Source organism: Pseudomonas sp. (genome assembly GCF_030147005.1).
GTDB lineage: Bacteria > Pseudomonadota > Gammaproteobacteria > Pseudomonadales > Pseudomonadaceae > Aquipseudomonas.
Window position 1 is genome coordinate 39267 of sequence record NZ_JASLAW010000220.1, and the last position, 12388, is coordinate 51654.

Sequence of the window (12388 nt, forward strand, 5' to 3'; positions counted from 1 at the left end):
AGTCTGCGCGCGACAACACTGATATAATCCCTCGCTTTCGTGGAGAACAGACTTTTATGCCAACGTCCTTTCTGGAAATTGTTGAACTGCCTGACGGCCGAATCGAGCTGCGTCGGGCTGAGGACGAAGGTTCTCTGGTCATCCTGGACTTTTCCGAAGACGCGAAAGCGTTCCTGCAAGGCCAGCATGTTGAAGTGGCTAAAGCCATGTTGAGTGTTGGGGTGCAAATGGCCGGTCGCCTGGCTGAAGGCGAGCCGGAAAAGGAAGACGGGCCGAAGGTTCTTCACTGAGCCCTGTGTAACCCGCTTACCCCTTATCCCAGTCGAATATTCAAGCTCTGCGCATCACCTGTATGTGCGGCACTGATCAGCTGCTGCTTGGCCGTCGCATTCAAAGGGTTCAGCCAGCTCACCACCGTATGGCTACGACCCAGGCGCAAGGCTTCACAGGTTAATTGCTGGGCACTTTGCGCCCCCCGTGGCTGCAGCAACAGAATACGTTCACGGTTCAGGCCTGCATCGCGCAGCCAAGCCTGGGTCAGGCTGGCGGGCGGGGCGATCAGCGTCAACCAGCGCGCATCCTGCTCCTCGCTCAGTTCGCGCAGAATCGGCGCCAGCAGGCTCAAGCAGCTCCCGGCAGCACCACGCAACGACAATTCACTGAATACCTCGGGTTCGCAGCTCCACGGAGCTTCGACCGTTTCCTTGAGGGCGGGCGCAAGGGGCTGAGCCAGGAAGGCCTCGAACAGCGACAGTTGTGTGTGTTGTGGGGTGTGCACGAGCTGCATGATGTCTCCTTTAGCGGCGTATGACGCCGACACTCAAGCCTTCGATCATCAGGTCCTGGTCTTTCAGGTTCACTTCAATCGGCGCGAACTCGGGGTTTTCGGCCAGCAGCCAGACCTTGCTGCCTTCACGCTTGAAGCGCTTGACGGTGACTTCATCGCCGATCCGGGCCACGACGATCTGGCCATTGCGGGCTTCTCGGGTGGTGTGAACGGCCAGCAGGTCGCCGTCGAAAATACCCACGTCCTTCATGCTCATGCCATGTACCCGCAACAGGTAATCGGCGCGTGGATGAAAGAAGGTCGGGTTGATATTGCAGGATTCCTCGACGTGCTGTTGCGCCAGGATCGGCGCACCGGCGGCCACTCGACCAATGATCGGCAGTGTCGATTCGTCGGCCTTGGCTTCGAAGCCAGGAATGCGGATACCGCGTGACGCCCCAGGGGTCATCTCGATCGCGCCTTTGCGAGCAAGGGCCTTGAGGTGTTCTTCGGCGGCATTGGGAGACTTGAAACCCAGCTCCAGCGCAATTTCGGCGCGTGTTGGCGGGTAACCGTTGTCATCAAGGCATCGCTTGATAAAAGCCAGAATCTCAGCTTGGCGTGGCGTCAGTTTTAGCATGTTGATCGCTCTGTCTTTTTATACAGTGACTGGGATTATATACAGTGAATCGCGCTTGGCAATCATCCTTTTGCACGACTCCGCTGGGCGGTCATTTATCACCTGTACTACAAGGCAGAGACAGCGCTGCCTACAGACCGTGAAGGATGTGATTAAATAGCGACGAATGAGATGACTGCCCGGCCGGAAAACAAACCCGCAGGCTTGACAAGACATACCCTGAAACGTATGTTTCAAACAAGTGTTTGTCAGGCGGAGTAGCCATGGCCCAGTCGGAAACCGTTGAACGCATTCTCGATGCTGCCGAGCAATTGTTCGCGGAAAAAGGATTTGCTGAAACTTCATTGCGGCTGATCACCAGCAAGGCTGGGGTTAACCTCGCCGCCGTGAACTACCATTTCGGCTCAAAAAAAGCTTTGATTCAGGCGGTGTTTTCACGCTTCCTGGGGCCGTTCTGTGCCAGTCTCGATCGCGAGCTGGAGCGTCGCCAGGCCAAGGCCGATAACAAGCCAAGCCTGGAAGAACTGTTGGAAATCCTGGTTGAGCAAGCCCTGGTGGTTCAGCCGCGCAGCGGCAATGACCTGTCTATTTTCATGCGCCTTCTGGGCTTGGCGTTCAGCCAGAGCCAGGGCCACCTGCGCCGTTACCTGGAAGACATGTACGGCAAGGTGTTCCGCCGCTATATGTTGTTGGTCAATGAAGCCGCTCCGCGTATCCCGCCCATCGAGCTGTTCTGGCGCGTGCATTTCATGCTCGGCGCGGCTGCCTTCAGCATGTCCGGGATCAAAGCGTTGCGCGCGATTGCCGAGACCGATTTCGGCGTCAACACGTCCATCGAGCAGGTGATGCGCCTGATGGTGCCGTTCCTCGCTGCGGGCATGCGCGCTGAAACCGGTGTGACCGATCAGGCGATGGTCGCGGCACAATTGCGCCCGCGCAGCAAATCCACGCCGCCCCTCGCCAAGGTTTGACCGCAGCGGGTGTCCGCGGCCGCTTGCATCCGCTAAGCTAGCCGCCATGCCGATTTCAGCTCTTTACGCACAACCCGTCGTGCTTACCGTGCCTGGTAGGGATGACGGGTTGTGCGCGTTATTTAAGGAAGGTTTATGACTGCTGCCCTGCAAGGTTCTTTGATGGTCGACGTTGCCGGTACCTGGCTGACGGCCGAGGATCGCCATCTGTTACGCCAACCTGAAGTGGGCGGCTTGATTATCTTTGCGCGCAATATCGAACACCCGCGCCAGGTGCGCGAGCTGAGCGCGGCGATCCGTGCGGTGCGCCCGGACTTGCTGCTGGCGGTCGACCAGGAAGGCGGACGCGTGCAGCGCCTGCGCCAGGGTTTCGTGCGCCTGCCGGCCATGCGCGCGCTGGCGGATAACCCCAACGCCGAGTGCCTGGCCGAACACTGCGGCTGGATCATGGCCACCGAAGTTTTGGCCGTGGGCCTGGACCTGAGTTTTGCGCCGGTGTTGGACCTGGATTACCAGCGTAGCGCCGTGGTCGGTACCCGTGCGTTCGAAGGCGACCCCGAGCGCGCTGCCGTACTCGCCGGTGCTTTTATGCGTGGGATGAACAGCGCCGGCATGGCCGCTACCGGTAAACATTTTCCGGGCCACGGTTGGGCCGAGGCCGATTCCCACGTCGCGATTCCCAATGACGAGCGCAGCCTTGAACAGATTCGCGCCAATGACTTGGTGCCTTTCGCACGCCTGAGCAAGCAATTGGCTGCGGTGATGCCCGCGCACGTGATCTACCCACAGGTCGACAGCCAGCCGGCCGGCTTCTCACGCCGCTGGTTGCAAGACATCCTGCGCGGTGAGCTGCAGTTCGACGGCGTAATCTTCAGCGATGACCTGTCCATGGCCGGTGCCCATGTGGTCGGCGATGCGGCCAGTCGCATTGAAGCGGCGCTGACCGCCGGGTGCGACATGGGGCTGGTGTGCAATGACCGCGCGGCGGCCGAGCTGGCGCTCACCGCAGCGCAGCGCATGAAGGTCACGCCGTCGGCGCGCATTGGGCGTATGCGGGCTCAGACGATAGCCTCAACGGAATACAAACAGGATCCGCGTTGGCTGACAGCGCTTACTGCGTTACGCGATGCGCAGCTGGTCGACTGAGCGAACGCTGCGGCGTACCCTTCGCGAGCAAGCCCGCTCCCACATTTGATTTGTGAATACATTCAAGTGTGGGAGCGGGCTTGCTCGCGAAGGCGGCCTGACTGTCAGCGCTTTTCTTGCTTATTGGGCAACGGCGCAAACAACGCTTCAATATCCTCATTGCCCAACTGCCAGTCCCCGGTGCTGCGCCCATCCAGCACGCCCGCCGCCAAGTCGGACTTCTCCTTTTGCAGGTGCTGGATTTTTTCCTCCACCGTGCCTCGCGCAATCATCTTGTACACGAACACCGGCTTCTCTTGCCCGATGCGATACGCACGGTCGGTGGCCTGGTTCTCCGTGGCCGGGTTCCACCACGGGTCGTAGTGGATCACTGTATCGGCTTCGGTCAGGTTCAGGCCGACGCCGCCGGCCTTCAGGCTGATCAGAAAAATCTGCAGCTTGCCGCTCTGGAAGTCCTTCACGGGAGTGCGTCGATCACGGGTTTGACCGGTCAGCAGTGCGTAAGCGATTTCGCGTTTCTTCAGTTCTGCCTCAATCAAACTCAGCATCGAGGTGAACTGCGAGAACAGTAGGATCCTGCGCCCCTCGGCAAACAATTCTTCAAGCATCTGCATCAAGCTGTCGAGCTTGCCCGAGCTGCTGCCGCGGGCGGGTAGGGCGGCGCCGTTGACCAGTCGCAAATCGCAGCACACCTGACGCAGCTTGAGCAGAGCTTCAAGAATGATGATCTGGCTGCGCGCCACGCCCTTGCGGGTAATCTCGTCGCGGACCTTTTTGTCCATGGCCAGGCGCATGGTTTCGTACACGTCGCGCTGTGCTTCATTAAGGTCGACCCAGTGGATGATCTCGGTCTTGGGCGGCAGTTCCGTTGCCACCTGTTCCTTGGTACGGCGCAGCAGGAACGGCTTGATCCGGCCATTGAGGTGCTGCAATCGCACCTCACTGGCGCGTTTTTCGATGGGGACGCGGTAATCTCGGTTGAAGCTTTTCACATCGCCCAGCCAGCCCGGCAGCAGGAAATGGAATAGCGACCACAACTCACCCAGATGGTTTTCCAGCGGCGTACCGCTCAGGCACAGGCGTTGCCGCGCATTCAGTTCGCGGGCCGCTTGAGCCGCCTTGCTGGTAGGGTTTTTGATGTACTGGGCTTCATCGAGGATCAGCACATGCAAGGGCAGGGTGGCGAGCGTGTCGATGTCCTTGGGCAGCAGTGCGTAGGTGGTCAACAGCAGGTCATAATCCGACAGATTGGCGAAATGTTTCTTGCGCCCGGCGCCGTACAGCGCCTGCACCCTCAGTTGCGGAGTGAAATGCGCGGCTTCATCGAGCCAATTGGGGATCAGACTGGTGGGCATGACGACCATGCACGGTCGATCCAGACGCCCTGCATTTTTTTCCGCAAGAATATGCGCGAGGGTCTGCAAGGTTTTACCCAGGCCCATGTCGTCCGCGAGAATCCCGCCCACCTCCAGTTGGCGCAACGACTGCATCCAGCTCAGGCCTTCCAGTTGGTAAGGGCGCAAGGTCGCGTTCAAGCCTTCGGGCGCCGCGCAGGTAAAACCCTTGATATCCCGCAGGCGCTGGGCAAAGTTGCGGATTTTTTCGCCGCCTTCCCATTGCAGCGGCAGATCTTCCAGCGGGTTCAAGCGGATCGCATCGGCCTTGGCCATGCGCAACGTGGTGGTGCCGGTTTCCTGCAGGTAGAACTCGCCGAGGGTCGCCAGTACCGGCTTCAACCGCCCGTAGGGCAGCGCCACTTGCAGCGGACCATGGCCGTTGGGCAGGCCGGGGATATTCACCAGGATCAGTTCATCATCGCGGCGCCGTGCGAGTTTCTCCGGATAGAGGATTTCGGTGTGGGAGCGCATCAGGTTCAGCAGGATCGGCAGCAGGCTCAGCCGTTCGCCGTTGACGATAATCCCCAGCTCCAGGTCGAACCAGTCACGCTCGGGCGCTTCATCGACACTGGCGTACCAGTCGTCCACCGGGCTGAGGTCAAAACCGAAGTCTTCGTCGATTTGCAGCTCCCAACCCTCGGCCCGCAGCGCGGGGGAAGCGTTGAGGGTGAAATTCAACCAGGCGCTGTCATTGACCATCTCGAACAGCTCGCCGGCGCTTTCCGGCAGGGCTTTGCTCTGGCGCGTGGCGATCTTGAAGCCGAGCATGCGCAGGTGCTCGCGATAGGGCTGTTCCAGCTCGGGATGGCGCTTGATGCGCAGGCTTTGGGTTTCCTGGCGCACGATGATATCGGCGTTCTTCTGCCCGCTGACATAATTGCCCAGGTAGTTGAACGACAGCGCCGCGCGATGCTGAATGTAGCGCTGCATCTTGCCATTGCGCGGCTCGAACGCGCTGAACTCCACACTGGCCAGCCACAGGCGCGGCACGGGGTGTACATCCTCCATGACCACCTGCGGCAGTACCACGCGGTGATCCAGCACCGCCTGAAGTTTCCCCAGCAGCTCGGCGTCCTGGGCCGCGGCCGGAAAGGCCAGGGTTTCCTGAACCTTGAGCAGTACCGCGGCGATATGTTTGCAATTGGTGTGCACCGGGCAGGTACAGCGGCTGTCTACTAGAATCAGCATGCCCTTGGCCGATTCGCGCAACGAGATGGTCTGCCGGTAAACGTTGCCGCCCGACCCTTCGCAGCTGGCCGTGATGGTGCTGTCGCCGGATTCGACGATGCGCACGCGATTTTCCAGCGCGTAACGTCGCCCGCGCTCCAGGCTTTGCTCTTTGAAGCGGTTGGCCCAGGAAGGGGCCAGAGGTTTGGTCAGCGGTGACATCAGGGGCATGGCGCTGGATCAGTCCTGCAGGTCAGGCGGTGGTGCGCTGGGGGGCTTGGCGGTCAGCGAGGTGATCTTGATCAGCAGCGCCAAGTGACCACCATCCAGATAGTTGAGCTGGTTGTTCTTGGTGCGCACGTCCTTCTGGCTCAAGTGTTCGCTGGCGATCACGCTGCCGTTGCCGTCGAACTGGTTGATCCAGAAATCGGCGTCGATGTTCGTGAAACGACCCAGTTGCAGGTTCAATACGCCTTCGATAGGGAACTGGCCGAATTGCTCCTGGCCGTCGGTGATCGCGATCTTCACCGGTTGTTCGCCCAGGCTTTGTTCCCAGGCCTTGTGCGCGAGCACGGTGTAATTGTAATCGGCGCGCAGCTTGTCGACGATGTTGCCCAGGCGCGGCGGGCTCATGCGTTCGCCCAGGCGCTGCGCGCCGCCATCCCAGTTTTCCGGGGCGGCGCGGCTGTTGATCACCGGCTCTGCATTCTGGCGCACCAGGATCATTTCCACCTGGTAAAGGCTGTCGGCAAAGGCCGAAGGCGCGAGTACCACCAACAACAGGCTCAGAATGCGGAACACGCGCATAGAGGCGTCCTTCAAGCAGATTTCGGAATGAGGCGCTCAAACAGCGCCTCCAAGGTATTGAAGCGTTCTTCGGCGCGTTCCATCGGCACCATGAACTTGAACAGCGTAGCCCCTTCGAACTTGTAGCGGTTGGGCTGGCCCTGGATCAACTTGATCAGCACCAACGGGTCAACCGGCGTCTGCGCTTCGAATTCGATACGCCCACCTTGCGGCCCGGCGTCGACTTTTTTGATACCCAACTGCTCGGCCTGCAATTTGAGCAGGGTCAGGCGCACCAGGTTCTTGGTCGGCTCCGGCAACAGGCCGAAGCGGTCGATCATTTCCACCTGCAAATCCTTCAGGCCTTCTTCGTCGGTGGCGGAGGCGATGCGCTTGTACAGGATCAGCCGCGCGTGCACGTCCGGCAGGTAGGCTTCGGGGATCAACGCCGGCAGGCGCAGGTTGATTTCCGGGCCACCGCCCAACGGTTGGTCGAGGTTCGGCTGCTCGCCCTTGCGGATGGCTTTCACCGCGCGCTCGAGCATTTCCATGTACAGGGTGAACCCCACCGCCTGGATCTGCCCGCTTTGGCCGTCGCCGAGCAGCTCGCCCGCACCCCGGATCTCCAGATCGTTGGTGGCCAGCACAAAGCCGGCGCCGAGGTCCTGGGTGTTGGCGATCGCCTCAAGGCGTTTTTCCGCGTCGGAGGTGATCTGCTGGCGCGGCGGCGTGAGCAGGTAGGCATACGCCTGGTGGTGGCTGCGCCCGACCCGGCCGCGCAGTTGATGCAGTTGGGCCAGGCCGAACTTGTCGGCGCGCTCGATGATGATGGTGTTGGCGCTGGGTACGTCGATACCGGTCTCGATGATGGTCGAGGCGATCAGCACGTTGAAGCGCTTGTGGTAGAAGTCGCTCATTACCTGTTCGAGTTCGCGCTCGCGCATCTGCCCGTGGCCGATGGCGATGCGGGCTTCCGGCACCAGTTCAGCGAGGTCGGCGGCGCATTTTTCGATGGTCTTCACGTCGTTGTGCAGGTAATACACCTGGCCACCGCGCAGCAATTCGCGCAGCAGCGCCTCCTTGACCGTGCTTTTGTTCTGCTCCATCACGAACGTGCGCACCGACAGGCGACGCGCCGGCGGCGTGGCGATGATCGACAGGTCGCGCATGCCTGACACCGCCATGTTCAGCGTACGTGGAATCGGCGTGGCGGTGAGGGTGAGGATGTCGACTTCGCTGCGCAGGGCCTTGAGCTGTTCTTTCTGGCGCACGCCGAAGCGGTGCTCTTCGTCGATGATGACCAGGCCCAGGTTCTTGACTTTCACGTCGTCCGACAGCAGCTTGTGCGTGCCGATCACGATATCAATCTTGCCTTCGGCGAGGTCGGCGATGGCGGCATTCACTTCCTTGGCGGACTTGAAGCGGCTCATCACTTCCACGCTCACCGGCCAGTCGGCAAAGCGGTCGCGGAAGCTGTTGTAATGCTGCTGGGCGAGCAGGGTGGTGGGCACCAGGATAGCCACCTGACGGCCACCGTGTACGGCAATGAACGCGGCGCGCATTGCCACTTCGGTCTTGCCGAAGCCGACGTCGCCACACACCAGGCGGTCCATCGGCTTGGGCGCGAGCATGTCGGCGCGTACGGCTTCGATGGTGGTTTGCTGATCCGGGGTTTCTTCGAAGGCGAAGCCGGCGCTGAAGGTGGCGTAGTCGGCTTTCGGGTCGGCGAACGCATAACCTTCGCGCGCCGCACGCCGGGCATAGATGTCGAGGAGTTCGGCGGCCACGTCGCGCACCTGCTCGGCGGCCTTGCGCTTGGCTTTCTGCCAGGTCTCGGAACCCAGGCGGTGCAATGGCGCCAGCGCGTCATCACTGCCGGTGTAGCGCGCGATCAGGTGCAGGCTGGCGACCGGCACGTAGAGCTTGGCGCCCTCGGCGTATTCCATGGTGAGGAACTCGGCGGCCTGGTTGTCGATTTCCAGGGTCTGCAATCCGAGGTAGCGGCCCACACCGTGGTCGATGTGCACCACCGGCGCGCCTTCACGCAGCTCGGTGAGGTTCTTGATCACCGCGTCGTTGTTGGCGTCGGCGCGTTTTTCGCGACGGCGGCGCTGCATCACGCGCTGGCCGAACAACGGGCTTTCGGCGATCAGGGCCAGGGCCGGGTCGTCCAGCAACAAGCCTTCATCCAAGGGCGCGATGGTGATCGCCAGGCGCTCTTTGCTGTTAACAAAGTCCGGCCAGCTGTCGACGGTCTTCGGCCGCAGCTTGAGGCGTTCCAGCAGTTCCAGCAGCACTTCGCGGCGCCCGGCGGATTCGGCGGTAAACAGCACGCGGCCGGGGAAGTCGCCGAGGAAGTTGGACAGCGCTTCCAGCGGTTGCGTGGCCTTGGCCTGAATCGCCAGGTCCGGTAGCGTGCCCGCCGGGAAACGCTCGCGGCCGTTGCCGGCGTCCACATCCTGCTGGCTGGCGACTACGCGCGGCCAGTTTTTCAGGCGGGCGAAGCAGTCTTCCACCGGGAGGAACAATTCGGCGGGTGGCAATAAAGGCCGGGACGGATCGACGCGGCGCTCTTCATAGCGGTTGCGCACGTCGTTCCAGAAGTTTTCCGCAGCCTGTTCGATGCCCGGCAGGGAGAACACCTGAGTGTCCTGAGGCAGGTAGTCGAAGAGGGTGGAAGTTTCGTCGAAGAACAGTGGCAGGTAGTACTCGATACCCGCCGGTGTAATCCCGCTGCTCAAATCCTGGAAGATCGGGCAGCGGCGGAAGTCCACGTCGAAGCGTTCCCGAAAGCGTGCCTTGAAGCGCGTGACCGCGTCTTTTTGCAGCGGGAACTCCCGCGCCGGCAGCAGCTTGATCGACTCGACTTTGTCGATGGAACGCTGGTTTTCCGGGTCGAAGGTGCGCAGCGTCTCGATTTCGTCATCGAACAGGTCGATGCGATACGGCAACTTGCTGCCCATCGGGAACAGGTCGATCAAGGCGCCGCGCACGGCGAATTCACCGTGCTCGTACACCGTGTCGACGCAACGGTAGCCGCTGGCCTCCAGGCGCGTACGCATCTGTTCCACGTCAAGCTTCTGGCCGATGTCCAGCACCAGGCTGCTGCCCAGCAGGAATTTGGTCGGCGCCAGGCGGTGCAGTGCCGTTGTGATCGGCACCACCAGCACGCCGTGGGCCAGTTCCGGCAGGCGGTACAGGCTGGCGATGCGCTGGGAAATGATGTCCTGGTGCGGCGAGAACAGGTCGTAGGGCAGGGTTTCCCAGTCGGGAAAGTGCAGCACCGGCAAATCGGGGGCGAAGAAGCTCAGCTCCTGCTCCAACCGCTCGGCGCTTTGGCTGTCGGCGGTGAGCAGCAGGGTAAAGCGCTTGGCTGCGCTGGCAGCCTCGGCAATGGCCAGGCTCAGGGCGGCACCGGGCAGGTTGCCCCAGTGCTGTTTACCTGCCGCGGCAGGGAGTAGCGGTAGACGCAGAACAGGCACGGAAGGTTGAGCTCCAAGCGTTGCGACAAAGTCAGTAATTGTAGCGGCCAGAGGTGCCGCCTGTCAGTTGCTGACTGTGCCTATTACGGTTTGTTGGAAATGTAGTGGCTAAGACAAACAATCGTAGGTTTTGACTCAATATGTAGTGCCAAAATGCGCGAATGTTTAGGAGGGTTACGGACAAGTCGGCCTGCTCGCGAAACTAGTGGCCTTCTGGAACCCGCGTATTTCCTGGGCTGTAGCGGGGTGGTATTTTTTTGCAAGGGGTTTTTGTTGCCTGTCGCGCATTGCCCAACGGGCAGTCGGACGACATAATGTAGCCCCTTTTTTCTGCCCCTACATGTGGAAGGTTCCCGTGACTCAGAAGCCCGACCAGTGTCTTGGTGAATGGATCGACCGTGAAGCACTCGCAGAAGCGATGATTCCGCTTATCGGCCAGCTGTACCGCAATAACAATGTGGTGAGCTCGATCTATGGCCGCAGCCTGATCAATCAGTCTGTCATCGCGATTCTCAAGGCGCACCGTTTTGCGCGCCACCGCTCTGCCGACGACAGCGAACTCTCCGTCCACGAAACATTCCCACTGCTTAAAGCCATGAGCGAGCTCAAGCTCGGCGCGGCTTCGGTCGACCTGGGCAAGCTGGCCTATAAATTCCGCAAGGAAGGCGCGGGTCGCAGTGCCGAGCAGTTCGTGCGTGAAGAAATGAGCGAAGTCGTCGGCCAGCAAAACGCCGCTGCCCGCAAAGGCACCGACGTGGTGCTGTACGGCTTCGGTCGTATCGGCCGCCTGCTGGCGCGCATCCTGATCGAAAAAACCGGTGGCGGCGACGGCCTGCGCCTGCGTGCCATCGTGGTGCGCAAAGGCGCCGAAAACGACCTGACCAAGCGCGCCAGCCTGTTGCGTCGTGACTCGGTACACGGTCCGTTCAACGGCACCATCGTCATTGACGAAGAAAACAACACCATCACCGCCAACGGTAACCTGATTCAGGTGATCTACGCGAAGAACCCGTCCGAGGTGGACTACACCCAGTACGGCATCAAGGACGCCCTGCTGGTGGACAACACCGGCGTATGGCGTGATGCCGAGGGCCTGGGCCAGCACCTGGCGTGCCCGGGTGTTGACCGTGTGGTGCTGACCGCGCCCGGCAAGGGCAAGCTGAAGAACATCGTGCACGGTATCAACCACGCAGAAATTACCGCTGACGACAAGATCGTGTCCGCCGCGTCCTGCACCACCAACGCCATCGTGCCGGTGCTCAAAGCGGTGAATGACAAGTTCGGCATCGTCAACGGCCACGTTGAAACCGTTCACTCGTACACCAACGACCAGAATCTGATCGACAACTTCCACAAGGGCGACCGCCGTGGCCGCAGCGCCGCGCTGAACATGGTGATCACTGAGACCGGCGCCGCCACTGCCGCCGCCAAGGCCCTGCCGGAACTGGCCGGCAAGCTGACCGGTAACGCGATCCGTGTACCGACGCCGAACGTGTCGATGGCCATTCTCAACCTGAACCTTGAGAAAGCCGCCACCCGTGAAGAGATGAACGAGTACCTGCGCTACATGGCGCTGCACTCCGATTTGCATAAGCAGATCGACTTCGTCAATTCCCAGGAAGTGGTGTCCACCGACTTCGTCGGCTCGCGTCACGCCGGTGTGGTCGACGCTGAAGCGACCATCAGCCAGGACAACCGCGTTGTGCTGTACGTGTGGTACGACAACGAGTTCGGCTACAGCTGCCAGGTGGTTCGCGTGATGGAAGACATGGCCGGGGTCAACCCGCCGGCGTTTCCGCGCTAAGCCTCGCTGAATGAAAAAGCCCCGACTGGTTCGGGGCTTTTTTTATGGCTGTCAGGTTTTGGGGCGCTCTTCATTTCCATGTGGGAGCGGGCTGGCCCTAATGCCGGTCAGTTAAGCGCTAAAGCAGAAAAACCTGCGACCTGTGGCGAGGGAGCTTGCTCCCGTTGGGGCGCGAAGCGGCCCCAAAAATGGGACTGCTACGCAGTCCAGCGGGAGCAAGCTCCCTCGC

9 protein-coding genes are annotated in these 12388 nt (G+C 61.0%); 4 read left to right on the forward strand and 5 right to left on the reverse strand.

Features of this window, described 5'->3' with window-relative positions:
- Positions 1-56 precede the first annotated feature (56 nt).
- Positions 57-290, forward strand: a complete 234-nt coding sequence (locus Q1V60_RS20795) for a hypothetical protein (RefSeq protein WP_124361797.1) — start codon at positions 57-59, stop codon at positions 288-290.
- Positions 291-313: 23 nt separating this feature from the next.
- Here the strand turns inward: Q1V60_RS20795 and sulA are convergent, their stop codons facing one another.
- Positions 314-787 carry an SOS-induced cell division inhibitor SulA gene (gene sulA / locus Q1V60_RS20800; RefSeq protein WP_300634140.1) on the reverse strand — a complete coding sequence of 158 codons (474 nt, stop codon included), beginning with the start codon at positions 785-787 and terminating at the stop codon, positions 314-316.
- A gap of 10 nt (positions 788-797) precedes the next feature.
- On the reverse strand, positions 798-1406 hold the full coding sequence (lexA, locus tag Q1V60_RS20805) for a transcriptional repressor LexA (RefSeq protein ID WP_124403419.1): 609 nt from the start codon (positions 1404-1406) through the stop codon (positions 798-800).
- A gap of 263 nt (positions 1407-1669) precedes the next feature.
- On the opposite strand from lexA, the gene Q1V60_RS20810 reads away from it, so the two are divergent.
- Together Q1V60_RS20810 and nagZ are read left to right on the forward strand one after the other, a co-directional pair.
- A complete protein-coding gene (locus Q1V60_RS20810) occupies positions 1670-2377 on the forward strand; it encodes a TetR/AcrR family transcriptional regulator (RefSeq protein WP_300634148.1) in 708 nt (235 codons plus the stop codon).
- Between the two features lie 135 nt (positions 2378-2512).
- On the forward strand, positions 2513-3523 hold the full coding sequence (gene nagZ, locus Q1V60_RS20815) for a beta-N-acetylhexosaminidase (RefSeq protein ID WP_300634150.1): 1011 nt from the start codon (positions 2513-2515) through the stop codon (positions 3521-3523).
- Between the two features lie 104 nt (positions 3524-3627).
- Here the strand turns inward: nagZ and Q1V60_RS20820 are convergent, their stop codons facing one another.
- Genes Q1V60_RS20820 through mfd form a run of 3 tightly spaced genes read right to left on the reverse strand, consistent with a single transcriptional unit; the run spans position 3628 to position 10355 of the window.
- Positions 3628-6318, reverse strand: coding sequence for a DEAD/DEAH box helicase (locus Q1V60_RS20820; protein WP_300634153.1), 2691 nt, complete (start codon positions 6316-6318; stop codon positions 3628-3630).
- A gap of 9 nt (positions 6319-6327) precedes the next feature.
- A complete protein-coding gene (locus Q1V60_RS20825) occupies positions 6328-6894 on the reverse strand; it encodes a CsiV family protein (RefSeq protein WP_300634156.1) in 567 nt (188 codons plus the stop codon).
- Between the two features lie 11 nt (positions 6895-6905).
- On the reverse strand, positions 6906-10355 hold the full coding sequence (mfd, locus tag Q1V60_RS20830; protein WP_300634159.1) for a transcription-repair coupling factor: 3450 nt from the start codon (positions 10353-10355) through the stop codon (positions 6906-6908).
- 340 nt (positions 10356-10695) lie between these two features.
- Between mfd and Q1V60_RS20835 the strand changes: the two genes are divergently transcribed.
- Positions 10696-12159 (forward strand): glyceraldehyde-3-phosphate dehydrogenase, encoded by a 1464-nt coding sequence (locus Q1V60_RS20835; protein ID WP_300634162.1) that lies wholly within the window; start codon positions 10696-10698, stop codon positions 12157-12159.
- Positions 12160-12388: the final 229 nt, after the last annotated feature.

What these genes read in the sequence shown, in the direction of transcription:
- Q1V60_RS20795 (WP_124361797.1), top strand. Translation starts at nt 57, where the DNA reads ATGCCAACGTCCTTTCTGGAAATTGTTGAACTGCCTGACGGCCGAATC.
- sulA (WP_300634140.1), bottom strand. Translation starts at nt 787, where the DNA reads ATGCAGCTCGTGCACACCCCACAACACACACAACTGTCGCTGTTCGAG.
- lexA (WP_124403419.1), bottom strand. Translation starts at nt 1,406, where the DNA reads ATGCTAAAACTGACGCCACGCCAAGCTGAGATTCTGGCTTTTATCAAG.
- Q1V60_RS20810 (WP_300634148.1), top strand. Translation starts at nt 1,670, where the DNA reads ATGGCCCAGTCGGAAACCGTTGAACGCATTCTCGATGCTGCCGAGCAA.
- nagZ (WP_300634150.1), top strand. Translation starts at nt 2,513, where the DNA reads ATGACTGCTGCCCTGCAAGGTTCTTTGATGGTCGACGTTGCCGGTACC.
- Q1V60_RS20820 (WP_300634153.1), bottom strand. Translation starts at nt 6,318, where the DNA reads ATGCCCCTGATGTCACCGCTGACCAAACCTCTGGCCCCTTCCTGGGCC.
- Q1V60_RS20825 (WP_300634156.1), bottom strand. Translation starts at nt 6,894, where the DNA reads ATGCGCGTGTTCCGCATTCTGAGCCTGTTGTTGGTGGTACTCGCGCCT.
- Q1V60_RS20835 (WP_300634162.1), top strand. Translation starts at nt 10,696, where the DNA reads ATGTGGAAGGTTCCCGTGACTCAGAAGCCCGACCAGTGTCTTGGTGAA.